Origin of the sequence: Sphaerisporangium fuscum (assembly GCF_018531465.1) — a bacterium.
Taxonomy (GTDB): Bacteria; Actinomycetota; Actinomycetes; order Streptosporangiales; family Streptosporangiaceae; genus Sphaerisporangium; species Sphaerisporangium fuscum.
Genome location: NZ_JAHDTF010000029.1, coordinates 99,735 through 124,205, shown reverse-complemented (window position 1 = coordinate 124,205; position 24,471 = coordinate 99,735). Strand labels below are relative to the sequence as shown.

Sequence of the window (24,471 nt, the reverse complement as noted above, 5' to 3'; positions counted from 1 at the left end):
CGGCGCGAAACCGCCTCCGCCTGCCGCACCGCGATCCACCCGGTGTCGTGGCGGCGTGCTCATGTGCTGATCCCGGCTCCTCCGCTGACGGCGATGTTCTCTCCGGTGACGTAGCCGGCGGCGTCCGAGGCCAGGAACGCCACGACTTCGGCGATCTCCCGGCTGGTCCCGAACCTTCCCAGAGGGACCCGGGAGACCGTGGCCTCGGCGGCCATCTCAAGCTGCTCGGGCGGGAGTCCGGCCTTGGCCCAGATTCCCGTGTCGACGGGACCAGGGCTGACGGCGTTGACCCGGATGCGCCGGGGGGCCAGTTCGATGGCGAGGGACGGCACCATGGACAGCAGGGCGCCTCTGGTGGCGGCGGTGACCGACCCTCCGGCCATTCCACGGGTGGCGCCGATCCCGACGGTGAAGATGACCGAACCTCCGTCATTGAGCAGCGGGAGAGCCTTCTGGAGGGTGAAGAACTGGCCCTTGAAGTCGACCTCGACCAGGTCGTCGAAGGTGGCTTCGTCGAATGCTCCGACCGGTTGCGACCGGACGATCCCGGCGTTGAGGAAGAGGACGTCCAAAGCGCCGAAGCGCTCCCGGATCTCCTCGACGACGCGATCGGTGTCGCTCAGTGACCGGGCGTCCGCGCGTATCACGACGACCTGCTCCGGCAGTGATTTCTCGGCGGCGGCGATGGTGTCGGGGTTCTGCCCGGTCACGATCACCCGGTAACCGCGCTGATGAAGCAGTTCGGCGGTGGCCTTGCCGATTCCGCTGGTCCCGCCGGTGATCAGGGCGACAGGTGCCGGCATGGTGCGCTCCGTTCGATGCGTCAGTTGAGGACCGGCCTGATGCGGCACCGTGACGGTGCCCGGCCGCTGGTCCCACCTTCCGGCCGCCGAGCGCTCCGGGTCCAATGAATGTTTCGCATCGAGTAATACGAGACACGTATCACCGCACGTCATGGCGGTCATTCATGGTGTCTCTCGAACGGCGAGGGCTACGCTTCAGGTGTGCCCGACTCGCCACAGCCCCCTGTGAACCTCGACCTGCGGTTGGTGCGGTGCTTCACCGTCGTCGCCGAGCACCGGCATTTCGGCCGCGCCGCCGAAGCCCTCCACACCACCCAGCCGTCCCTGAGCCGCCAGATCCGCCGGCTCGAACAGCAACTGGGCGCCCGTCTGCTCGACCGCACCACGCGAGGCACCGAACTCACCGAGGCCGGCGAGGTCTTCCTTCCTCTCGCCAGGACGCTGCTGCGCTCCGCCGCGCAGGCCATGGCGCGCACCCGGGCCGCCGCCCAGCCGGCCCGGATCACCGTTGGGTACACCATGAACCTCATCGTCACTCCGGCCGTCCGCGAACTGCGCCGCCGGCACCCCGACGCCGACGTGCGCACCCTGCATCTGGCCTGGAACGAGCCACGCGAAGCGCTGCTCGATCACCGCGTGGACGCGGTGGTGACCCGGCTCCCGTTCCCGACCGACCGCCTGCACGTGACGGTCCTGTACGACGAACCCCGGGTGCTCGTGGTGCCCCTCGGCCACCGCCTCGCCGGCAAGGAGTCCGTCACCGTCGACGACATCGCCGGCGAACCCCTGCCGCGGGCGCCCGATCCGGCCTGGAACGCCTTCTGGCGCATCGACCCCCGTCCCGACGGAAGCGCCGCGCCCGACGGCCCCCTCGTCGAGACCGTCGAAGACAAGGCCGAACTCGTCGCCGCCGGGCAGGCGATCACGATCATCCCGGCCGGCGAGCACACCGGGCGCCTGCGCCCGGACGTCACCACCATCCCTCTGGAGGGCGTCGAGCCGAGCCAGGTCGTGCTGGCCACCCGCGCCGGCGACCGGAACCGCCTCGTGGCGGCCTTCCGGAAATTCGCCGAAGCCCACCTCAGGCCTCACCCCGCCACGACGAGGTGAGGCCTGACCCCGATCCGGACAGCGGACCCTCGATGCTGTCCACACCTCCGCCACACCGTGGTGCGACCGGGCCCTCGCCGCTCGGCCGTACCACGGTGTGCTGTGCCTGGGTGGAAGCGGATCAGTCGCGCGCTGCGGGCCGGTCGGCGGTGAGGTGCTGGTCGATGAACCGGTCGAGCTGCGCGACGGCGGTCTCCCAGTCGCGCGGCAGCGTGTGGCAGCGGACGGCGCTGCGGCCCTGGTAGCGCAGGGTGTAGGTGAAGTGGTCCGCCACGTCGCAGCCCCTGGTGGAGGAGCTCCAGGTGGAGATGCCGCCGAGGGTGCCGCGCAGCGCGCCGAGCTCTTCGGCGGTGAGCTGGAAGGCGGCGGTCGCCTGGGCGGAGGCGGCCCGCGCGACGCCGTCCTGGTCCACCGAAATCGTGCGCTGAATGCCGGCGAACCCGCCGGTCTTTTCATAGCCGATGATTTCCTGCGAATGACCGGCGGCGGGCTGTGCCTGCGTTTCGGCCAGTGCGGTCGTGGCGGGTGCGGCCATGCCCGCCGTGAGAATGGCCGCGACAATCAGATTTTTGAACATGAATGTATCCTTCTCCTCGTTCGGTAAATGTTCGGACGCCCTGCGGCGTGATTGCGGGCAGCCCGGGACGGGGCATCCTGGAAAGGCCTTGTTCTCGCGGGCGTGCGCTAATCCGCTGTTCGCCTTACGGCCATCTGAAAACGGGTGCCGGGATGCCCTGGGTTCACGAAAAACCTGCTGTCAGGAGGCGAAGAGGACGCCTCCGGTGGCGCGTACCGCGGTGCAGAGGTTCGGATACGTCTGCGTGAATTCGCGGAGCTGCCTGTTCCAGACCCCGGTGGCGGTCAGGCGGACCGGGGCGTACTCCTTGGTGCACATGCCCGGGTCCTCCGGGATGCGCTCCACCATGCCGTTCGCGCGACGGAGCTGGTCGCAGGCCCGCGCCGCGTCGGCGTGCGTGCCCCCGTCCGGGCCGCACAGCAGGGTGCCGGCCGAGAGGGGCGCGGAGTTCCCGCCGCTCACCGGGGTGACTTTGAGAACGTAGACCCCGACGGGGTCGGCCGCGGCCGAGGTGGACGCCAGGGCGGGCGTGGCGCCGAACAGCGGAACCAGGCCGGCCAGGGCGACCCTGGCGAGCCAGGCCCCGCGACGGTCAAAGGTTCGCTGCGATCGCATTGGATACCTCCTTGTATCTCTGCCGCGATCAGCGGCCTTCGGTGTGGTGAGGCGCTATTGGTGCTCGCCTCATCGTTCGGAGGAAAAACGCACGGATTCGGTGCCTGTAGGCGTAAATCCTTGCGTTACGAGATGTTAGGGCGAGAGTAAGTGCACTGCAAGTCGCCCGCCCTGCGGCACGGGTGATTCGTTGATGTTTCAATGAAAATCAACGCTACATGAAACGCATGACGTGACCGTAAACGGCGGGCGGCACGCGGGTGGGCGGTCCCGTTCCACCGCTCGTCGAGCAGGTGATCTTCGTGTACAGGCGTCCAATGCTGCCATCTGGATTGCGGGACGTTTTCCGGATGACCCTTTTTCTCTCAGTGACAAAGCTCACATTGCCGCCGCATTACGGCCCCGCATTACAGAGCCGTACGGCGGGCCTGATCCACCACTCGGCAATGTGCCGCCTTATGGCAATGTCCTTGCCGAATTCCTGCGGCTGCCCACTTATGGGCACGGCGGCCGGCCGGCCGGCGTGACCAGGGAGGCTATTCGCCTTCCCCTGTGGCGGCGCGCTGGAGCAGGGGGGTGACGCGGTGGCCGACCAGGGTGCGCATGGCCAGAGCGGTGCTCGTGCGCTCGACCCCCGGCGTGGCGAGGATGCGGCCCGCGACGCGGTAGAGGTCGTCGGCGTCCCTGGCCGCCACCCGGACCAGGAGGTCGGCCTCCCCGCCGCTGATGCCGAGCACCTCGACCACCTCCGGGATCGTCGCCAGGCCCTCCGACACCGCCGCGAGCATGTGCTGGTCGACCCGTACCGTGACGTACGCGGTCAGCCGGTACCCCAGGATCTCCGGGTCGAGGCACCGCTCGAACGCCGACAGCACCCCGCGCTCCTCGAGCCTGGCCAACCGGGCCTGCACCGTGTTGCGGGACAGTCCCACCTGCTCGGCCAGGGCCAGCACGGTCGCCCGCGGGTTGTCGATCAACGCCAGCAGCAGCCGCGCGTCGACCCGGTCGACCGCCCCCGAGTTGCGCATACTGCCTCGCCTTCCTGGGGTCACCCCTATCGAAACCGTGCAAGTAGCTTACTCAACCCGCACACACTTGCGCAGACTCTCCTTCGCTGGTCAGCATTGCTCAACAATGTGCTCAACCGGCGCGCCGGACTGACGCCTGCCCAGAGAGGCGGATCCCGATGAACGACGTGATGGACCTTCCGGCCTTCTCCGTCCCCGACGCCGGACGCGACGACCTCGCGGTCCTCCACGAGATCGAGCAGCGGGTGCTGTGGCTGTCGACGGCGATGATCGACCACGCCAACCGTGTCCGCCCGAACCCCTCCGGCCTGAAGGTGGGCGGCCACCAGGCGTCGAGCGCCTCCATGGTCTCGATCATGACGTCGCTGTGGTTCGAGCACCTCACCTCGGACGACCGGGTGTCGGTCAAGCCGCACGCGTCCCCGGTGCTGCACGCCATCAACTACCTGCTCGGCGAGCTCGACGCGTCCTACCTCACCCGGCTGCGCGAGTTCGGCGGCCTGCAGAGCTACCCGAGCCGCACCAAGGACCCCGACCCCGCCGACTACTCCACCGGCTCGGTCGGCATCGGGGCGACCGCGCCGATCTGGGGCGCCCTGGCCCGCCGCTACGTCGAGGCGCACTTCGGCGGCGCCGGCACCGGACGGCAGTACTCCCTGCTCGGCGACGCCGAACTGGACGAAGGCGCCTGCTGGGAGGCGATCCTCGACCCCCAGGTGGCCGAGCTGGGCGAGATCGTCTGGGTCGTCGACTTCAACCGCCAGTCCCTCGACCGCGTCGTCCCCAACATGGGCGGCACCCGCCTGCAGGGCATGTTCGCCGCGGCCGGCTGGCAGGTCATCACGGTCAAGTACGGCAGGCTCCTGCAGGAGCTGTTCGCCCGGCCCGGCGGCGAGGTGCTGCGCGCCCGCATCGACGGCATGCCGAACCCCGAATACCAGCGGCTGCTGCGCTGCGCCCCCGGCGAGCTGCGGGCCCGCCTCTCCGGTGCGAAAGCAGGCGGCCCCCAGGACGCCGCGGCCCTCGAACGGCTGCTCGCGGACGTCGACGACGCCACCCTGCACGCCGCCGTCCGCAACCTCGGCGGTCACGACCTCCTCGCCCTCCGCCAGGCGTTCCAGGCGATCGACGACACCCGTCCCACCGTGATCTTCGCCTACACGGTCAAGGGGCACGGCCTCGCCACCGAGGGCCACCCGCAGAACCACTCCTCGCTCCTGACCGCCGACCAGTTGCGCGCGCTCGCCGCCCGCGTCGGAGCCGATCCCGAGCGGCCGTGGGCACGGTTCCCGGACGGCGCCCCCGCCGCGCGCCGCTGCGCCGAGACCGCCCGCCGTCTCCACCGCGCCACGCCCGCCCTCACCGAGGTCCCCGAGGTGCCCACCGACTTCGGGCGCACGCCGAACGGCACCGCCACCACCCAGGCGGCTCTCGGCCGTACGCTGTTCGACCTCGGCCGCCAGGCCCCCGGGGTGGGGCGAAGGGTGGTCACCGTCAGCCCCGACGTCAGCTCCAGCACCAACCTCGGCGGCTGGGTCAACAAGGTCGGGGTCTGGGCGACCGCCGAGCGGCCCGACTGGTTCGACGACGACGCCGAGACGATCCTGCACTGGCGGGAGCGGCCGACCGGCCAGCACATCGAGCTCGGCATCGCCGAGACCAACCTCGTGGGGCTGCTCGGCGAGCTGGGCGCCACCTGGTCGCGCTGGGGGCAGCCGCTGCTGCCCATCGGCGTGGTGTACGACCCGTTCGTCGAGCGCGCATTGGAGCCGTGGTCGTTCGGCATCTACGCCGGAGGCCAGTCGATCCTCGTCGGGACGCCGTCCGGGGTGACCCTCGGCCCCGAGGGCGGCGCCCACCAGTCGATCAAGACGCCGTCGATCGGCATCGAGCAGCCCGGCTGCACCACCTACGAGCCCGCGTTCGCCGTCGACCTCGAGTGGTGCCTGCTCGCCGCCCTGTCCCGGCTCGGCAGGCCGGGCGGCCGGTCGGCGTACCTGCGCCTGTCGACGCGCCCGGTCGACCAGTCACTGGCGGACGTCCCCGCCGACCCGGCCGCGCGCAAGCTGCGGCGCCGGCAGGTCGTGGCGGGCGCCTACCCGCTCAGGCGTCACGAGCGGCCGTCGGTCACCGTCGCGGCCATGGGGGCCGTCGTGACCGAGGCGCTCCAGGCCGCCGACCGCCTCGGCGAGCTGGGCATCGGCGCGGACGTCGTCTGCGTGACCAGCCCCGGACTGCTGTTCGAGGGCCTGCGCGGCCGTGGCGGCCACGGCGACGCCCCCACGTGGATCCTCGACGAGGTCTTCCCGGCCGAGCGCGCGACCCCGATCGTCACCGTGCTGGACGGCCACCCGCACTCGCTGGCCTTCCTCGCGGGCGTCCACCAGGTGCCCGGCACCCACCTCGGGGTCACCGCGTTCGGCCAGTCGGGCGACCTCGGCGACGTCTACCGCCACCACGGCCTGGACGCCGGCAGCATCGTCGAGGCCGCCCTGGACCTGGCCGACTGAGCCCGGCGGGGCCGGTCACGGGCCCGCGATGGCGCGCCTTCCCGGCAGGGGCGGTAGCGTGCGCGTATGACCGGCATATCCCGGCAGGTGCGGCAGTGGCGGGTACGACGTGACTTCACCGTCCTGAAGTGGGCGGGGGCGCTCGGCTTCGCCGTGATCGGCGTGCTCGCGGGCGACGTGCGCGGCCTGCTGCTGTGCGGGGTCGCGGCGGTGGCGCTGGCGGCGTTCGCCGTCCGCGACATGGTGGCGCCGGTGCGGCTGGCCGCCGACGAGCAGGGCGTCATGGTCGTCACGGGCCTGGCCCGCCGCGAGTCGCTGCCGTGGCAGCGGATCACCCATATCCGGGTGGCGCGGAACGCCCGCTACGGCCTGCGGTGGGAGCTGCTGGAGATCGAGACCGACGAGAGCCTGCACCTGTTCTCGTCGTACGAGCTCGGCACGTCCTGCATGGAGGCGGCGGACGAACTGTTCCGCCTCCGGCCGGCCTGAGCGGGTCTCGCTCGTCAAAGGTGGGAGCTATCCGTCCCGGATGCGGCCGTCCGTCAAGCCGGCGATTCGCGCAGACCGCGCTCCTTGCCGACGTGTCCGGCATTCGTTAAGAGCCTTGCCAAACAATACGTCGGAGGTATGTTCGGGTGGAGTCATGCCGACACAGATGAGGTGAGAACGTGATCAAGAAGATCGCCCCCGTCGTTCTCCTCCTGGCGACGCTGGCCGCGTCCGTCACCCCGGCGCAGGCGGCCACCGACGACGAGGCCGGCGGCGCGGCCTTATCCGGGAGCGCGGCCCCCACCGACTGGTCGCGGGAAGTGATCAGGTCGACGATGTCCAGGTACACCCCCTCGACCATCGGCGGCTGGAGCTACCCGATCGGCCTGTACATGTACGGCCAGTACCTCGCCTACAAGCGCACCGGCGACGCCTCCTACCTGAGCTACATCAAGGCCTGGGCCGACAGGTTCGTCGACTCCAGCGGCCACATCGGCAACGGCTTCAACAGCCTCGACAGCATGCAGCCGGCCAACGTCATGCTGTTCCTGTCGCAGGAGTACCCGAGCCAGACGAAGTACCGCACGGCCGCCAAGCAGCTCCACGACCGCATCTACTCCTCCGCCTCGCCCTACCCGCGCACCTCCGACCGAGGCTTCTGGCACGCGAACAACGACTCGCGGCAGGGCCAGCTGTGGGGCGACGGCGTCTTCATGGTCGACCCGTTCCTCGCCCGGTACGGCCAGTGGGTGGGCGACACCACCCGGGTCCACGACGAGGTGGCCGACCAGCTGGTGGTGTACGGCAGGCACCTGCAGCGGACCTCCGGCGACCAGGCGGGCCTGCTGTACCACGCCTACGACGAGCCCGGCGGGCTCACCGCGAGCTGGGCGCACCCCGAGTTCGGTGACACCAACGGCGTCACCTGGTGCCGCGCCGAGGGCTGGTACGGCATGGCCCTGACCGAGATCCTGCGGATCATCCCGGCCGGCCACCCGCAGCGCGCGGCCCTCGTCTCGATCCTCCAGAAACTGACCGCCGCCTACCTCCGCTACCAGGACCCGGCCACCGGCCGCTGGTGGCAGGTGGTCGACAAGGCCGGCGCCTCGGGCAACTGGCTGGAGACCTCCTGCTCGGCGATGTACACCACCGTCATCTCACGGGCGATCGAGGACGGCTACCTTCCCGCCACCCAGGCGAACCGGGACGCGGTCGCCAAGGGGTACCACGGTGTGCTGCAGAAGATGTCGATCCACTCCGACGGGCTCACCTACCTGACGGACATCTCCGAGGGCACCAACGTCGACGACGTGACCGGCTTCTACTACGGGCGGGCGAAGAAGACCAACGACTTCCACGGCCTGGGCGCCTTCCTCATCATGAACGAGCAGATGATCAGTACGGGCGTGCCGCAGACCTAGAGTCTCGGGAGCGTCGCGCGCGCGTGGGTGACGAGGGCCCGGGCGGCGGGGCTGCCGGGGCCCTCCGCGCGCCACGCGAGGGCGATCCGCCGGCGTGGCCGCGGCGAGGCCAGCGTGATCGCCCGCAGGCTCGCGGCGTGCGCCTCGGCGAGGGACGCCGGGACGATCGCCACGCCGAGCCCCTGCCCGGTGAGTTCGGCGAGCACCCGGGGGTCGCCCGTCTCGAACGCGATGCGCGGCCGCAGTCCCGCCGCCGCGTAGGCCTCGTCCACCAGGCACCGCAGGTCCGCGCCCTTGGGCAGGCCGACCAGCGCCCGCTTCCTGATCGCCTCCAATGTCACGGTCGTCTCGGTGGCCAGCGGGTCGTCGTGCCCCACCGCGACGACCAGCTCCTCGTCCACGGCCACCTGCACCTCGATCGTGGGCGGCGGTGCGGCGCGCAGCCACACCAGCGCCATGTCGAGCGTCCCGGCGAGCAGCCCTTCGAGCAGGTCGCCGGACCCCGACTCCGACAGGGTGATCTCGACGGCCGGGTGGTCGCGGCGGAACTCGGCCAGCAGGGCGGGCAGGTCGAGGGGCGGGCACGACGGGGCCACGCCGACGGCGACGTGCCCGCGTACCAGCCCGGTCAGCTCGTCGACGGCGAGGCGGGCGCCGGTCACCGCCCGGAGCGCGGCCCGCGCGTACGGGAGGACGGCCGCGCCGGCCGCGGTCAGCCGTACCCCGCGCCCGGAGCGGTCGAGGAGCTCCTGGCCCAGCTCGCGTTCGAGGCGGCGGATCTGGGCGCTGACGCCGGGCTGGGCGACGTGCACCCGCGCGGCCGCCCTGGTGAAGCTGGCCTCCTCCGCCACAACCACGGATCTCTTAGTGTGCTTCTGGCATGGCTCACCACCTGCACGTTCGTGCGAGTGCTGTGGAGTCGAAGAGAAGTGTTCCGGCGATGCTCTCGCACTCCTATGCCCTGGCGTAGCGACGCTGCATCTGTCGAGGTCACGCGTTAGAGTGCAAGGACCGTGATCTTCACTTGCAGGGACTAAGGGAACAGGTCGATGGCGGAGTACTGGCAGGCCCTTACGACAGTTCCAAGCGCGGAAGAAGGGGCGAGACTGGCACACAGCATCACGCAGGCGCGACTCGCCTCGTGCGTCCAGATGATCGGCCCGATCAGGTCCGTGTACTGGTGGCAGGGCACCCTAGAGGATGCGCAAGAGTGGCAGTTGCTCATCAAGACGACTGCCACTCAATTCCCGGCTTTGGAGGAGCACATCAAGGAAAACCATAGCTACGAGACACCGGAAATTATCGCAACTGAAATCGTCGCCGGAAGCGCTGAATATCTAGGATGGATCAGTGCTGAGACGACGCGAACTGACGCTTCGTCATAGTCAGATCCTCTAAGAATGCTCTGACCATTGGCTGAGTCTGCCAGCGTCGCAACGATTCGGCTAACATCTCGAAGCGGGGGAGCCACATGGCGTATTCGGTCTCCCGTACGGCTGCGAGACCATCTCTTGCTAGCTTCGCTGCCGCGTCGATGGACCCTTGGACAAGGTGAGCGGTAGCGATATCGGCAAGGATGATTGCCGCTCTCTTTCTTTCCACCTGGGGAAGACGTGCGATTACCGAATGGGCTATCTCTTCCGCTTCGGTCAGTCTTCCCATTCGCGAGTAGGTCGCGATCCGGAACGAGTCAAATCTGTCTTGATCGAGGAATCGCGTCCATACCCGGTCTTCTTCCGGGTCGGAAATGCTGAAGGCTTCTTCGGCGCGCGCCCAGGAATGAATGGCAGTTTCCTTGTCGCCGAGAGCCGCGCTCTCTTCCGCATGGCGCGCGGCCAGCCACGACATGGTTCCTGGCGAAGCGGACGGCGGGAGTACTTCCAAAGCACTTGCCAGCAATGCCCTCGCTCGGCCGTGTGATCCTTTGGCGCTTGGGATATAGCTACGGTACGCGTAGACGCATGAAATGATGCTGGGATCTTCGGCTTCCTTTGCGGCTCTTTCTGCCGTGCCGTAGAAGTTGCGTGCTGTGGTTGGGCTTCCCATGTCGCTAGCGATCCAGCCTGCGAGCACGCTGCTTTCCGCCGCCACGACAATGAGGCGACGTCTTAACTCGTTCTTCGGATCGTTGGCTGTGCCATTGAGGATCGTCCCCACCTCTTTGAGGTGAAGAGCAAGCCCTTTGTAGATGGAGCTAGCCGACATGAGTTCTTCGAGTCGATGGAAGCCGGCCGATCGAGCTTCCATTTCCCGAACGATCGCTTCGTCTATGGCGTTGGGTTTGGCCAGAGCGTACGAGAGTCGTTCCCATACTTCATTCTGGGCGAGAGTTGAAGTTGCGCCGAGTCGAGCGATCATGCTGAGCAATTCGCGGCGTTTCAACGCGTCACCTTGCTTTCCGACTTGTTCCGCTAAGAGTTGCAAGTCGAACGTGTCTGTAGCGATCTGAAACTCGCCGCTGACAACGTGCGTGCCAATCGCACCGTTGCCGTCACTCGCTGGCGAAAGCCCCAGATGGTGACGTAAGTGCGCAGGCATACCCAAGCCATCGGCGAACGCCTCAAATGTAGACTTTGCGGACGGGATACGCTTGCCCGTCTTGTACTCGCTTATGCGTCCCTGGGCGATCCCTGTGAGGCTGGCTATCTGCCCCTGGGTGATCCCGAACTTGCCGAGGATGCGAATGATGCCTCCGACGTCATGCCGTCGGCATACATCGTCCATGTCCTGACGTGCGAAAACAGCATCAAGGATCTCTCTGATGTTTCGTTGATCCATCACCATGGCGCGCGTACCGCTCCTCTGTGTGCCCGTCTGCCAGGAAGTTCGGGCCCTCTAAGTCCATCACATCGTGAGATATCACGGTGAGATTAGCCGGAACGGCTTTGCTTGGAAACCTCGCATCAAGGCAAGACGCAGGTCAGAGCCGGTACCTGGGTGAGAAACGCGGCTCACGGATCACAGGGAGGTGCAAAGCCGTGATTTCCTCGTGAATGCATCAACACGAGAGGTAATCGAGAGATTGCGTCAGGTAAGGGCCGCTCTAGAGATGGGCTTGAAGCGTCGAGGTGACGGACATTCCGTCGAACAGGCGAAACCGGACATGGTCAGGGCTCCGCACTTCGACCCCTCTCGGCCCAACATCGCCCGTATCTATGACTACTTCCTGGGCGGCAAGGATCACTGTCGCGCCGATCGCGAGCAGGCTGCGAAGATCATCGCAATCGCTCCCTACGTTCCTCGGCTTGCGGTTGCCAATAGGACGTTCCTGGGACGCGTAGTCCGCTACCTGGCCAAGGAAGCGGGCGTTCGCCAGTTTCTGGACATCGGGTCCGGTCTGCCGACACGGCAGAACGTTCACGAGATCGCGCAGGAAGCCAACGCGGACGCTCGCGTGGTCTACGTGGACAACGACCCCTTGGTGTTGGTCCACGCCCGCGCTCTTCTGGCAACCACGCCCACCACACACGTGATCGATGGCGACCTACGGGACTCCGGCAGGATCCTCGGCGAGGCAAGCCGGTTTCTGGACTTCTCCCAGCCGATCGCGGTCCTGTTGTTCGCGATCTTGCACTTCTTCCCTGATGGTGGCGAGCATGACCCGTACCGGATCGTCAGCACCCTGACCGACTCCCTGGCACCTGGCTCGTACCTCGCGATCTCCCATGTCGAACCGGCCCCAGCCATGATCGAGGCCGCTGGTGCATACACCGCCGCTGACGTCGCGTTCCGTGATCATCATGGCGTTTTGCCGTTCTTCAACGGGACCACGCTCGTAGAGCCTGGGTTGGTACGGCTCAATGAGTGGCGTCCGGACGACCATGACTCGATCTACCCCAGTGACTGGCCTGACGTGCCCGTATGGGTACTCGGCGGGGTGGGACGTAAGCCGTGAGCGGAGCTACCGACATCAGGCGATCTGCCGTCAGCCGGGCTGCGCTCCGGCTGTGCCAGGAGTTGGAGAAGCACGGGATCACCGCCGAAACTCATCCGGGCGACCGTGTCGCAGCACTGTCGATGCGGTATGGCCTGGTGATCTGGTGCGAGCCCAGTCTCAACGGCGTGTATTACCGCTGGTGGACAGGGCGTCGGTCGGAGAGGACAGGTCAGAGGATCTATGCCTCGTGCCCGGCCGGAGTCCCCGGTACGGCAGCGCAACGCATAGCCGCCCGCTACCGACTCATGGCGAGGGAGCACGCCCCATCCACGTCCGCAGCGCACCAGGGAGACCCTGACGTGCCTGTTCCTGACCAACAAGCCGACGACGCCGAGAAAAGATCAATCAATGGCTGAGTTGCGAATCACCTGGGTACAGTCACCGAAGATCCCCGCCTTCCAGCACGGCATGGTAGGCGGAATCCGCGCCTTCACGTTGGACGTGCACACTCGCCCGTACGAACTCCACTGCAAGTTGCCCGGCCCCAAGGGGGCGCAAGAGATCGAACGGCTTCCCACCGAGCAAGCCGCCTACAAGCGGGCACGCGAGAAGGTCATCGAGTTCTTGGAACTCTTCAACAAGGAGTCCCCGCCCCCCTCGTAGCCCGAGATCACCATGGCGTCGTGATGGCGCATCACCGCCCCCAGACTGCCCCCGGCAGAGCCAGAGCGTTACCGCTCCTTCCCCCGGCTCTTCCGGGGGTTTTCTCGTGTGAGAACAAGGCGTCTACCAGGGATTTATCTCACCGCATGATCTAGCCGATCTCATCGCAAGATCTCACCTGGTGATGGGGCCGCCCCTTCCGCCGAACCTACCTTCGCTTCGCAAGGTTCCGACGGCGCAAGGAAGTGATCTCCATGACTTACCTGGTCATCGTGGTTCTCGCCCTGTTACTGGCCGCTGTGGTGCTGGTCATGTTCATCGCCTTGACCGTCAGCATCCGCAGGCAGGACCGCCGCATGAGCCTGTCCGGTCCTCCCCGCACCTCCATGGACAGCACGACTCGCCGTCTCGTCGGCGTACACGTCCGCAACCACGACGACAGTGTCTCCGGCTTCCGCAACTGAGGAGTTGAACCCATGCGCATCCCTCGCCAGTTCGGCCACCGCTGCCCCTGCGGCGCACTTACTGACCCCGGCACCGCCCGATGCCGCAAGTGCCGCGCCCGCGCTCGTTGGCACCGCCGCAAGGCATACCACGACGGCATATGAAGCCTCGATTCACGAGATCCGAGACAAGACGAGAGGAGGTGAGACCCCTTGACCGTGTCGATCCCCCTGGTAGTGCTCCTCGGAGCGGTCGTGTTCATCGCCTGGCGCTATCTGGGCCTGCGGCTCTGGCACGCGATCCTGTGCCTGTTGTTCGGCTTCTTCCTGGCCGCCACCACCGTTGCCCCCGACATCCGTCGCGCCGTGAGCGCCGCACTGAGCTGGCTTACCGGCTCCTGACCCCCTGTCTCCGACCTAAGGAGTGATGCCTAGTGCCTTACACCAACCCATATCCCGACCCGGCTCTTCAGGAGGTCACCGCCCGCAACCGCACCGCACGCCAGCTCGTTAACGCCTTCTCTTCGAGCACCCCAACTCTGGCCGACATCTGGCAGCACGTTTCCACCGCCCTTGACGACACGCTCACCCTCGTCGCCCAGATCAGCCGCCTTCATGCGGAACTCGCCCGCAACCGCCGCAGATACGCCGACCTGATGGCCGCAGCCCGCGCGACCCTGGCCGCTCACCACGATGGCGAATCCGATCCGCTGTACTACCTGCGCGACGAACTCACCGCCCAGCGCGCCGACAACCCGAAGCCGGGTGACGAGGCATGGTGAGGCACCGCCACTCCCGCCACCGCTTGCGCCGTAACGCTCGCCGCATCCGCCGGGACGGCATCGAGCCGATGATGATCCTGACTGATGACATGGAGTTCGCGCCCATCGCCTTTGTGGCGATCGCTCGGGCGATGTGGCGCTACCGCTCCGAACTCGCCCCGTTCACCATGGCGCTCCTCACCCTCACAGGCGGCGCAGTCCTCCATTCGGCATACGCCACCTGGTGGCCGACCGTACTCATCCTCACCGCTCTGGCCGCGTGGGCACTGGCCTTCTTCGGCCGATGGGTCAACCTCACCCGGCCCGTGGAACGGGGCTACGCCGCAGCGGTGGTCCTCCTCATCGGCGGTTGGACGGCAGCAGCCACAGCCGTAGGCCCGTTCACCGTGCCGCTTCCTCACGTGCTCGCCATCGGGGGATTCCTCGCCGGCACTCCATGGTGGGCACACCGCCGGCGGCGTGCCAGGGTCCGCGTAGAGCGGACCTTGGCCGCCTGGCCGGAGATCTCGCAAGCCGTCGGGCTGACCGGTTCACGCATCCAATCGGCGATCGTAGATCTGTGGGGATACCGCGCCAGGGTCGCCCTGGCGCGCGGCCAGACGGTAGAGGACGCCGTCTCTAAACTGCCCGCTCTAGAGTCTGCCCTAGGGACACGACGTGGCGCGGTGCGCGTGCAGCCGGTTCCGGAGCGAGCCAACCGCATGGAACTGCGAGTCATCGAGACTGACCCGCACGCGGACGCGATCGTCTGGCCCGGCCCGTCGGTCACCTCCATCGCCCAACCCGTCAAGCTGGGTCTCTTCGAGGACGGAAGCCCCGTGCGGGTCTCCCTGCTACGACGTCACGCGCTAGTTGGAGGCGTGGCCGGTGCAGGCAAGAGCGGCGGAGTCAACGTCATCCTTGCCGACCTGTCCGCTTGCCCGGACGTGGTCATCTGGGGAATCGACCTCAAACGCGGGATGGAACTCCTCCCGTGGGCATCCTGCCTCGACCGTGTCGCGACCACCCCTCAAGAAGCCCAAGCACTGTTGCGCGACGCGGTGGCCGTTCTCGATGGTCGGGCGGATGTGCTGGCTCAGCAGGGATTGAGGGTCTGGCATCCGCGCCCGGACGCCCCTGCGCTGGTCATCCTGATCGACGAGTACGCCGAACTCGTCGACGAGGCACCAGAAGCCGTACGGCACGCCGACTCCATCGCCCGACGCGGACGCGCCGTCGCCGTCACCCTCGTGGCCGCGACACAACGCCCCTCCCAGAAAGCCATGGGACACGGCGCGGTGCGCTCCCAGATGGACGTACGGATCTCCTTCCGCGTACGCGAACGGCGCGACGTCGATCTCATCCTTGGTCAGGGCATGCTCAAATCGGGCTGGCACAGCCACAGCCTCAACGCTCCCGGCAAGTTCCTCATCAGCGCACCTGAGCACGACATCCCCCGTCGCGCCCGTACCTTCCTCATGGACGATGAGTCAGTGCGGGAAGCGGCAAGCCTCCACGCATCACATCGGCCATCCCTGGACGCCGTGTCGATCGCTGCCTTAGATGCCGCTCCGGAAGCCTCTCACGAGCCGTCAGCGCAGTCGGAGGACAGAGAAGAGCCTCAAGGCAGGCATGCCCGCCGGACCGCGCGAGAGAGCGCCGAAGAGGCTCTCTGGGCAGCGCTGCGAGACGCACCCGAAGACGGGACGACTCTGGCCGATCTGATCGAGGCTACGGGGATGAGTCGCCCCACCATCTACCGGCGGTTGAACCAACTTGAACAGCAGAGCCGGATCCGACAAGTCAGCCGAGGACGCTGGCGCGCATGTGCTGATTCTGACTCTGAGTGATCGTCTCAACGTCTCAATTTCTCACCCTCTCACGCGCGTGTCTGCACCTAAGCGCGCATGCACAGATGAGACGAGACATTGAGACGGTTACCTACGGCGACCATGCAGGCGGAGGGGAGGTGATGCCCGACGAATGAAGCCAAGCGGAGCAAGCGGGAACACAGGGAGAAGGTGAGAGTCCCCACCCCGGAGGAGTGGGCGCGAAAGCAACTGGAGAACGCCCCCGAACGATCGGCGCAATGGGCTAGGGAAGTAGCCCGGATCTACGGTTTGGACATCGAGGAGTAAGCAAAGACCCGATCTCCCGTTTTGGAGGTCGGGTCAATGCTTTGCTTGCATTCATGTGGGCTGATCGCTCGCCCTAGCGGAAGATCGGCTTGATGCGTTCATCGGGGTTGAACGTTCTCTTTCCTTTGCCGACTGACATGATGACGACCGCGCTAAGGGTTTGCGCTATTGCGGCCTGCTTCTGTTCCATCGAAAAGTCGGGCTCATCCCACTTCTTGGCGAGATCGGTCGATACGAGTTTTCGAGCCTGTTGCTGCCCGTCGTATATACGCTTTTCTCGCAGTAGTACGGCCTCGTCCTTCTCCATTCGTTCCAGGCTTGGCCAGTAGCGCTTTTCGCTGATTTTTCCCTTCTCGAACTTTCTCGTCATGTCATCGATTCGTGCTTGCAAGTCCGCTAACTCCTTCGTCTTCGGCCACGGCGGGGTATTCTTCATCTTCCGAAGTTGTACTTTCTTATGCTCTGCGATGACCAGTGCCTTGATGTACTCGTTTACGGGTGAGGCCACACAGAAGACTCCACCGCAGCCGCCCTGTCCTTTCGAGGGGCAGCGGTATTTCTCGACAAGCTTTCCGTTACGGTCGCGCTGTCTTATGCCTACCATCCGTGCGGAACATTTTCCGCAGCGCACGAATGGTGAAAGAAGGTAGACGGTGCGGTAGCCGCGTCCTATGCTCCCGAGTCTCGACGGCGGCTTATCGGCGCTCGTTATCCAGGCGGCGAGAACGTCATTATATTCGTCCGGGGTCAGGATAGGTTCCCAGACGCCGTTGACGGGGTTGCCGGACTCATTGCGCAGGATTGCTCCTTGGTAGGTTCGCCACCCACAGATTCGCGGATTCGTGAATATGTTGCGGACCGTCGCTGCGCGCCATTGTGCGCCAGTGACGGTAGGGATCCCTCGCTGGTTCCATTCCTTCGCGATGGTGATCGGCTTGACGCCTGCAAGGATGCGGGGCAATTCCCTCCTGATATGTGAGGCTTCGCGCTTGTTCAGCCTGACTCGGTCTTTCCGCCAACCAAAAGGCCGGTATGGTCCCCCGTGATTCTTTCCTTCTAGCGCTGCGTGACGCTGGCCGTCGTTCACTCGGCGCGAGGTATTCCGGGATTCTTGGTTGCGCTGATTCACCAGATTCCGGGCGGCGTCGATACCGGCGTCTGTGGTCAGATCGATATTGCCTGACCTGCTGGCGACATATACGCCGTAATGCTCGACCACCTCTATGAGATCTTCGAGCAAGCGTGGGTCTCGTGTGGCTCGATCGATGTCGGGAACGGCTAGCGCATTAGCTAATCCGCGCCGTAACGTCGTTAGCGTCTGTTCCCAGTCCGGGCGTACGACCCTATATCCCCAGGTGCCGTCAGGAAGTCGAACGCGCTTTTTCTTGTAGGAGGAAACTTCTAGTTCCGTGACTTCTCGATAGACTTTCCCGCCGATTCCATGCACAAAGGAACGAAGGTCTTTTAGCTGGTGCTCGATCTGTTCCGGGCGATTAGCCGACTCGCGAGCCAGCAAGATCCACGTGAGACCGTCGGGGTCGCGCTCGATGAGCGTCCGACCCCCGACCCTGCGAGGTGAGGAGGTAGCCATAGGCCGAAGTATGAACTAAGAGATCCTTGGTGACCGCCACGAAGTATTCGAGCTGCCGTAACTCCATGACGGCCCAGTCTAACAGTCAAATGATCTTGTAATCCTGGTGGCCGCGGCCGATGGCGCGGGGAAGGGGAACCGATGGCCGGGGCCGGGAAGATCGTGGCTTGACGGAGGATGATCTCGCCTTCAGAGTCACACTCAGGTGGCCACCGATCAGCACATGTCCCGACGTCCAGCGTTACGTGAGGATGTGCCATGACGCTTACCGATTCCACCGGCAGCCACTTGTCCGCGGACCCCGCCTTACCCCCGCACCGGGCCCGGCTGGTCCTCCTCAGCGTGCTCGCCGGCGCGGCCGTCGCCGCCCTGTGGTCCTTCCGCTTCGTGGACAGCGTGATCGGTGACAACGTCGCCAACACCCTGCTCGGCCACGACGCCAAGGGCACGGCCATCAGCGGAGTCGTCGCCGGCGCGGTGTTCGCGTTCGTGTCCGGGCTGGCCGGCACGTTCACCGCCTGCAACGTCGCGGCGTTCGGCGCGGTGGTGCCGCTCGTCGAGCACGGGGACTCCTGGCGGGACCGGCTGCGCGCCACGGCGGCCCCGCTCGGCAGGCTCGCGACCGGCATGATCGTGGTCAGCGGGGTGTACGGCGCGGTGGGCGCGGTCGTGGGGGAGCGGCTACCGCAGCTGTCGCCCGCGACGGTCGGCCACGGACTGCCGGTGCGGCTCATCCAGTCGAGCGTCGTGTTCGGGATCATCGGGCTGACGTTCGTGTGGCTCGGGCTCGCCGCGCTGCGCCTGCTGCCCGACCCGCTGGCCCGCCTGGAGCGGCGGTACCCGCGCGTCCGCCTGGTCGTGCTCGGCGGGCTGGTCGGCGGGTTCCTCATCGGCCGGCCGTACCCGCTGTTCCACAAACTGTTCGCCTACGCCGCCGAGACGCACAACCCGCTGTACGGCGCGGCGGTGTTCATCCTGCAGTCCCTCGGCAACATCGTGGTGATGGGCGTGCTGTTCGCGCTGCTCGTGCTGGTGGGCAGGGGCCGGTTCGGCCGGTGGCTGCGGGCCGAGCCCGGCCGCCTCATCCGCGTGACCGCCGCCGCCTTCATCGTCGCCGGCGCGTTCACCGTGCTGTACTGGGACGTCCGGCTCCCGGCGATGTTCGGCTACGGGTGGTACCCCACCATGCCCTGGTGACGGTGTCAGGACTCCGCCGCTTCCCGGGGACGACGGCTCAGACCCAGCCGCGTTCCCGGGCCGCCATGCCGGCCTGGAAGCGGGTGATCGCGTTGAGCTCCCGCATCAGGTCGTGGATGCGGCGCTGCACCGTGCGCAGGCCCAGCCCCAGCGCGCGGGCGATGCCCTCGTCGGTGTGACCGGCGGCCAGCAGCGCCAGCAGCCTCCTGGTCAGCTCGTCCGGGGCGGCGGCCTCCGAAGGGCCCGCCGCCGCCTCGGCCGCCCGCCCGGCCCCGCCCCGGAAGGGGCCCCCGGGCCGCATGGCCGTCCGTAACGGGAAGCCGCGCCGCCACTCCAGCTCGAACAGCGCGATGAGCGCGTCCAGCAGCGCCGAGGGGTGCAGCACGAACGCCGTGTCGATGGGGTAGTTGCCGTTGCGGATCGGGATCAGCGCGAGCGCCTCGTCGGCGATCCACAGCTTCAGCGGCGCGTCGGTGACCACCCGCGCCTGCTCGCCGAGCGCGCACGCGATCCGGATCTGGTCGAGCTTCTCCGCGGGCGTCAGCGACTCCACGTCGTACAGGCTGCGGTAGTCGACGCCGGCGCGCAGCATCCGGTGCTCGCGGTCGACGTTGCTCATGAAGCTCGGCATGACGTACGGCGGCTTCTCGATGTTGCGGAACGTCCGCTGCGCGCTGTCCTGCAGCGCGTACGCCCGGCTGATGATGTTCTCGCTCCCGGTGACCACCTCGACCTGCTCGGCGGGGTGTGTGGTGGAGCGGGACGCGCGGTGATACGTCGTGGTCAGCTCCCGGATGGCCGCCCGCACCTGGTGCAGTTCCTCCTCGCGGCGGCTGAGCATCGGCTGGATCGCGATGTCCGGGGACACCGCGACGTACCGGGCGCGCCGCCCGGGAAGCCTGCTCGCCAGGCCGCGCCGGGCGAACAGCGCGAGCGCGCGGGCCGCCAGCGGTGTCGACACGCCGCAGTACATCGCGAGCTCGGCGGCCGAGGACCGCGGGTTCTCGACGAGGGTCGCGTACAGGCGGCTCTCGGCCGGTGACAGTCCGATCGCTTCCAGCATGACGTCGCCCTTCCTGCACATGTGGCGGCATACCGCCATATGGCGGGTTCTGGCCCGGTCGGCGCACTTGTGCCGTGATCGTTTCCCAGATTAGGTCAGACCTATAACGATCTCCACCGCGTCCGGCCCGCGGCGGCCGGACGTCTCCCCGTCTGGAGAGTGTCGAAGGAATGCTGCCCTCCCCCCGACGCCACGCGCTCGTGGCCGTACTCGCGGCGTTCGCGGCCCTGCCGCTCGTCACGCCGCCCGGATCGGCCTCGGCGGCCACGGCCAAGCAGCCGCCGCCCGTCGTCGCCGGAACGCCGCAGGCCAGGATCACCCTGGTCACCGGCGACACCGTCATCTACGCCAAGGACGCCGCCGGGCGCGCGTCGGTCGGCGTGGAACTCGGCCCCGGCCGGGAGTCGCAGACCTACCAGGCCGAGCGGGACGCCCACGGGTACTACGTGATCCCGGCCGATGCCCGGCGCTACGTGGACGCGGGGCTGCTGGACAAGGAACTGTTCAACGTCGACTACCTCGCCGCCAACGGCTACGCCGACACCGCCACCGACCGGCTCCCGGTCATCGTCCAGTACCAGCCGCAGGTGAAGGCCGCCGACCTCGCGGGCAAGGCCCGCTCGCTCAAGGGCGGCGAGGACACCCTGGTCCTGCAGAGCATCGACGGCGCGGCCCTGAAGGTGGACAAGAAGCAGGCCGGCTCGTTCTGGCAGACCGTCAGCGGCAAGGCGTCCCTGGAGGCGCGGCTGAAGGCGGACCGGCCCGCCCTCGGCGGCGGGCTGCGCAAGGTGTGGCTCGACGGCAAGGTCAAGGCCCTCGACGACGTCAGCGGCCCGCAGATCGGCGCACCGGAAGCCTGGGCCGCCGGGTACGACGGCACGGGCGCCACGGTCGGCATCATCGACACCGGCATCGACGCCAAGCACCCCGACCTGCAGGGAAGGGTCGTCGCGGCCCACAACTTCATCCCCGCCGGCCGGCCCGGCGGAGGTGACCCGGAGGTCCCCGCCGACGGCCACGGCCACGGCACCCACGTCGCGTCCATCATCGCCGGCAGCGGCGCGGCCTCCGGCGGCCGGTACAAGGGCGTCGCGCCGGGCACCAAGCTGAGCATCGCCAAGGCGCTGGACGACACCGGCAGCGGCACCAACTCCGAGATCATCTCCGCGATGCAGTGGCAGGCGGCCTCCCAGCACGCCCGGGTGGTCAACATGAGCCTGGGCAGCAACACCGCCACCGACGGCACCGACCCGCTCAGCCAGGCGGCCGACGAGCTGACCGCCGAGTACGGCACGCTCTTCGTCGTCGCCGCCGGCAACTCCGGGCCCGGCCGCTTCACCGTCGCCGCGCCCGGCGCGGCCGACGAGGCCCTCACCGTCGGGGCCGTCGACTCCACGGACGCGATCGCGTCGTTCTCCAGCCGCGGCCCCCGCCTGGGCGACTTCGCGATCAAGCCGGAGATCACCGCCCCCGGCGTGAACATCATCGCCGCCCGCGCCGCCGGAACCTCGCTCGGCGAGGGGAGCAGCAGCGGCGGCGGTCCTATCGACGACAACTACACCAAGGCGTCCGGCACCTCGATGGCCACCCCGCACGTGGCGGCCGCCGCGGGCATCCTCGCCGCCGAGCACCCCGACTGGACCGCCCACCAGCTCAAGGACGCCCTCGTGGGCACCGCCAAGCCCCTCGGGCTGAGCCCGTACGAGCAGGGCTCCGGGCGGCTCGACATCGGCCGGGCCGTGAAGCAGCAGGTCTTCGCCGACGTCTCCACGGTGTCCGCCGCGTTCACCGACCCCTACACCGGCCAGACGCTCACCAAGAAGATCACCTACCGCAACACCGGCAAGGAGCCCGTCACCCTGGCCCTGTCGGCCGCCCTGGCCCGCGGCGGCAAGCCCGCCCCGTCCGGGATGGCGGCCGTCACGCCGTCCTCGCTCACCGTCCCGGCGGGCGGGACCGCGACCGCCGAGCTCACGGTCGAGCCGACGCTCGGCGAGCCCGGCTGGTACGAGGGCCGGCTCGCCGCCACCGGCGGCGACGCCACGGTGACCATCCCCCTCGCCTTCCACAAGGAGGCCGAGCAGGACACCCTGAAGCTGCGGCTGGTCGGCAGCCCGGACTGGGTGATGAGCCCCCAGACGCTGAGCGTCATCAGGATCAACGACACCGACCCGGCGCTGGACGGCGAGCCCGTCGCCTACAGCATCGGCGGCGTGAAGACCACCGACACCCCGAACACCCTCGAAGCCGAGGTGCGGCTCGCGCACGGCGGCCTGTACACGGTGAGCAGCCAGCTCCTGTGGTACTCCGAGCCGGAGCGGCGCCTGCAGTTCGGCATCCTGTTCGACCCGGAGATCCGCCTCGACGGGGACGCCGAGGTCACCCTGGACGCCACCAAGGCCGTGCCGATCCGCGTCACCACGCCCCGCGCCTCGATACCCGTGACCATGGACTACATGTACGCCCGGACGACCGCCGCCGGGCGCCTGTACGGGGCCGCCGGGGTGAACAGCTACCCGAACGTGGTGCCCGGCTACCTGTGGGTCTCCCCGTCGGCGAAGACACCGACCGTGGGCGCCTCGACGTTCGTGTTCGACCAGATCCGGCGCGCCCCGCAGGTCGAGCTGGCCGTGCCCGGCCTGCGGCTCCACCCGGCGTACGTCACGGAGGACAACGCCGTGGTGCCGAAGTTCGCCGCCGACCGCCGCCTCGGCCTGGCCACCGGCGAGGACCTTCGCGCCGGCCGGGACGTGCGGGGCAGGCTCGTGCTGTCCGGCACCACCACGCTGGCGGACCTGATCACCGACATGGACCTGGCGGCCAAGGGCGGCGCCGCCGGCGTGATCACCGCCAACCGCCTGGCGTGGGTCATGGACGCCGCCGCCTACCACGACCACATGAAGATCCCGCTGCTGTGGCTCGACGCCGGGGAGGCCGCTCAACTGGGCACGGCCCTGACCCGCAGGCCGCGCCTGGAGGCGGACCTGAACGCCCAGCCGACCGCGCCGTACGAGTACAAGCTGGCCTACCACCTCAAGGGGCGCGTGCCGCAGCGCATGGACTTCAGCCCGAAGGAGAACGAGCTGGTCGGCGTCGACACCACCTACCACGCGCAGTTCCCCGCCCCGCAGGGCGAATGGGGACCGCAGCGGAACTTCCTGGAGGTCGACCACACCTACACTCGCGACCAGACGCTCAGCATCCGCGCGTCGCACAGCTTCACCGCGCCGGCGACCCGGACCGAGTTCTACAACGTCACCGGCCCGGAGGTGATGTGGGAGCGCGGATTCACCTTCTACGACTTCGCCACCGGCGAGCACCGCGACGCGGACTCCTTCCGGGGCTTCACCCGCCCGGCCCACGAGCAGGAGCACTGGAACGAGGCGCTGATCCCCACCCAGGCCGCGGACGGCCCCGGCCTGCCGACGGTCCTGCGGCCGAACCTGTACTGCGACGCCTGCCGCCAGGGTGACCGGCTCCGGCTCCGCACGCTGAGCGCCGCCGGGCTCGGGTACTACACCGACGCCTCCGACCCCACCCACGTCTACCAGGGCGCTTCCGGCACCGAGGAGGTCCACCTGTACGGCGGGGACGGGGCCGAGGTACGGCCGCAGTACGACGACCTGGGCCTGCCGTACTACACCGCGCCCGCCGGGACGGCCACCTACAAGCTGACCGACGTGTGGAAGGACGGGTTCGCCGCCAAGCACCCCGGCACGTCCGTCGAGTCCACCTGGACGTTCCGGACCGCCCGCCCGGCCTCCGGTGACGCGCCCTACCCGTGCCTGGACGCCACGGTCTGGGGTGACAAGCAGGCGTGCGGCCGGTTGCCGATCATCCACCTGCGCTACCGGCTGGGCCTGCCGCAGGACGACACCGTCAGGGCGGGGCTGCCGCACACCTTCGCGGTCACCCCTGAGGGCGGCGGCCGTACGGCCTCGCTGAAGGTGTGGACGTCGGCCGACCACGGCGCCCACTGGACCGCGGCCACGGTGCTGCCCTGGCTCGACGGCTCCTACCGGGCCGTGGTGCGCAACCCGTCCGCGGCCGGGCCGGTCAGCATCCGGACCGAGGCCAAGGACACCGCCGGCAACACCGTCCAGCAGACCGTCACGGACGCGTACCTCGTGAAGTGACCCCGAGACCGGGCCCATGCCGCCGACCACACAGGCGGCATGGGCCCGG

Annotated in this window: 21 protein-coding genes; 13 read left to right on the top strand and 8 right to left on the bottom strand. The window is 68.0% G+C overall.

What is annotated here, in order from left to right; genetic code table 11:
- Nucleotides 1–59: 59 nt before the first annotated feature.
- Entirely contained in the window at nt 60–803 is a 744-nt protein-coding gene (locus KIK05_RS33370) for an SDR family oxidoreductase (RefSeq protein WP_214414830.1), read from the bottom strand.
- Nucleotides 804–1,004: 201 nt separating this feature from the next.
- Between KIK05_RS33370 and KIK05_RS33365 the strand changes: the two genes are divergently transcribed.
- A complete protein-coding gene (locus tag KIK05_RS33365; RefSeq protein ID WP_308250208.1) occupies nt 1,005–1,913 on the top strand; it encodes a LysR family transcriptional regulator in 909 nt (302 codons plus the stop codon).
- Nucleotides 1,914–2,034: 121 nt separating this feature from the next.
- On the opposite strand, the gene KIK05_RS33360 is transcribed toward KIK05_RS33365, so the two are convergent.
- From KIK05_RS33360 to KIK05_RS33350, 3 genes are all read right to left on the bottom strand, one after another.
- A complete protein-coding gene (locus tag KIK05_RS33360; RefSeq protein ID WP_214414829.1) occupies nt 2,035–2,490 on the bottom strand; it encodes a hypothetical protein in 456 nt (151 codons plus the stop codon).
- 180 nt (nt 2,491–2,670) lie between these two features.
- Nucleotides 2,671–3,105 carry an SSI family serine proteinase inhibitor gene (locus KIK05_RS33355; RefSeq protein ID WP_214414828.1) on the bottom strand — a complete coding sequence of 145 codons (435 nt, stop codon included), beginning with the start codon at nt 3,103–3,105 and terminating at the stop codon, nt 2,671–2,673.
- A gap of 536 nt (nt 3,106–3,641) precedes the next feature.
- On the bottom strand, nt 3,642–4,133 hold the full coding sequence (locus KIK05_RS33350; RefSeq protein ID WP_214414827.1) for an Lrp/AsnC family transcriptional regulator: 492 nt from the start codon (nt 4,131–4,133) through the stop codon (nt 3,642–3,644).
- A gap of 158 nt (nt 4,134–4,291) precedes the next feature.
- Here KIK05_RS33350 and KIK05_RS33345 point away from each other — a divergent pair, with 158 nt between their 5' ends.
- The 3 genes from KIK05_RS33345 (at nt 4,292) to KIK05_RS33335 (ending at nt 8,553) form a co-directional block, all read left to right on the top strand.
- Complete coding sequence (locus KIK05_RS33345) at nt 4,292–6,643, top strand: thiamine pyrophosphate-binding protein (protein WP_214414826.1); 2,352 nt, start codon at nt 4,292–4,294, stop codon at nt 6,641–6,643.
- A 66-nt stretch (nt 6,644–6,709) separates the two neighbouring features.
- The gene (locus KIK05_RS33340) at nt 6,710–7,132 is read left to right on the top strand and encodes a PH domain-containing protein (protein ID WP_214414825.1); all 423 of its coding nucleotides are present in this window, start codon (nt 6,710–6,712) and stop codon (nt 7,130–7,132) included.
- Nucleotides 7,133–7,311: 179 nt separating this feature from the next.
- Nucleotides 7,312–8,553 carry a glycoside hydrolase family 88/105 protein gene (locus KIK05_RS33335; protein WP_214414824.1) on the top strand — a complete coding sequence of 414 codons (1,242 nt, stop codon included), beginning with the start codon at nt 7,312–7,314 and terminating at the stop codon, nt 8,551–8,553.
- On the opposite strand, the gene KIK05_RS33330 is transcribed toward KIK05_RS33335, so the two are convergent.
- Nucleotides 8,550–9,410, bottom strand: a complete 861-nt coding sequence (locus tag KIK05_RS33330) for a LysR family transcriptional regulator (RefSeq protein ID WP_214414823.1) — start codon at nt 9,408–9,410, stop codon at nt 8,550–8,552. The two genes, KIK05_RS33335 and KIK05_RS33330, sit on opposite strands and share 4 nt — an antisense overlap.
- Nucleotides 9,411–9,602: 192 nt before the next feature.
- On the opposite strand from KIK05_RS33330, the gene cutA reads away from it, so the two are divergent.
- Complete coding sequence (cutA, locus tag KIK05_RS33325; RefSeq protein WP_214414822.1) at nt 9,603–9,938, top strand: divalent-cation tolerance protein CutA; 336 nt, start codon at nt 9,603–9,605, stop codon at nt 9,936–9,938.
- Here cutA and KIK05_RS33320 read toward each other — a convergent pair.
- On the bottom strand, nt 9,901–11,337 hold the full coding sequence (locus KIK05_RS33320; protein ID WP_214414821.1) for a helix-turn-helix domain-containing protein: 1,437 nt from the start codon (nt 11,335–11,337) through the stop codon (nt 9,901–9,903). The genes cutA and KIK05_RS33320 overlap by 38 nt on opposite strands.
- Nucleotides 11,338–11,602: 265 nt before the next feature.
- Here KIK05_RS33320 and KIK05_RS33315 point away from each other — a divergent pair, with 265 nt between their 5' ends.
- The 6 genes from KIK05_RS33315 to KIK05_RS33290 all read left to right on the top strand — a co-directional run bounded on the left by KIK05_RS33315 (nt 11,603) and on the right by KIK05_RS33290 (nt 16,147).
- Nucleotides 11,603–12,448 carry an SAM-dependent methyltransferase gene (locus tag KIK05_RS33315; RefSeq protein WP_250563869.1) on the top strand — a complete coding sequence of 282 codons (846 nt, stop codon included), beginning with the start codon at nt 11,603–11,605 and terminating at the stop codon, nt 12,446–12,448.
- 390 nt (nt 12,449–12,838) lie between these two features.
- Nucleotides 12,839–13,093, top strand: coding sequence for a hypothetical protein (locus tag KIK05_RS33310; RefSeq protein WP_214414820.1), 255 nt, complete (start codon nt 12,839–12,841; stop codon nt 13,091–13,093).
- 254 nt (nt 13,094–13,347) lie between these two features.
- A complete protein-coding gene (locus tag KIK05_RS33305) occupies nt 13,348–13,557 on the top strand; it encodes a hypothetical protein (RefSeq protein ID WP_214414819.1) in 210 nt (69 codons plus the stop codon).
- 192 nt (nt 13,558–13,749) lie between these two features.
- Entirely contained in the window at nt 13,750–13,938 is a 189-nt protein-coding gene (locus tag KIK05_RS33300) for a hypothetical protein (protein WP_214414818.1), read from the top strand.
- Between the two features lie 32 nt (nt 13,939–13,970).
- On the top strand, nt 13,971–14,318 hold the full coding sequence (locus tag KIK05_RS33295) for a hypothetical protein (protein WP_214414817.1): 348 nt from the start codon (nt 13,971–13,973) through the stop codon (nt 14,316–14,318).
- Nucleotides 14,319–14,386: 68 nt separating this feature from the next.
- Nucleotides 14,387–16,147, top strand: a complete 1,761-nt coding sequence (locus KIK05_RS33290; RefSeq protein ID WP_250563868.1) for a helix-turn-helix domain-containing protein — start codon at nt 14,387–14,389, stop codon at nt 16,145–16,147.
- 361 nt (nt 16,148–16,508) lie between these two features.
- Here KIK05_RS33290 and KIK05_RS33285 read toward each other — a convergent pair whose 3' ends face one another.
- Nucleotides 16,509–17,951: a recombinase family protein gene (locus KIK05_RS33285; protein WP_214414815.1), complete on the bottom strand. Its 1,443-nt coding sequence runs from the start codon at nt 17,949–17,951 to the stop codon at nt 16,509–16,511.
- A gap of 333 nt (nt 17,952–18,284) precedes the next feature.
- On the opposite strand from KIK05_RS33285, the gene KIK05_RS33280 reads away from it, so the two are divergent.
- Nucleotides 18,285–19,223, top strand: a complete 939-nt coding sequence (locus KIK05_RS33280) for an urease accessory protein UreH domain-containing protein (protein ID WP_214414814.1) — start codon at nt 18,285–18,287, stop codon at nt 19,221–19,223.
- A 37-nt stretch (nt 19,224–19,260) separates the two neighbouring features.
- On the opposite strand, the gene KIK05_RS33275 is transcribed toward KIK05_RS33280, so the two are convergent.
- Complete coding sequence (locus KIK05_RS33275) at nt 19,261–20,286, bottom strand: helix-turn-helix domain-containing protein (RefSeq protein WP_214414813.1); 1,026 nt, start codon at nt 20,284–20,286, stop codon at nt 19,261–19,263.
- A 170-nt stretch (nt 20,287–20,456) separates the two neighbouring features.
- Here KIK05_RS33275 and KIK05_RS33270 point away from each other — a divergent pair, with 170 nt between their 5' ends.
- Entirely contained in the window at nt 20,457–24,422 is a 3,966-nt protein-coding gene (locus KIK05_RS33270) for a S8 family peptidase (RefSeq protein ID WP_214414812.1), read from the top strand.
- Nucleotides 24,423–24,471: the final 49 nt, after the last annotated feature.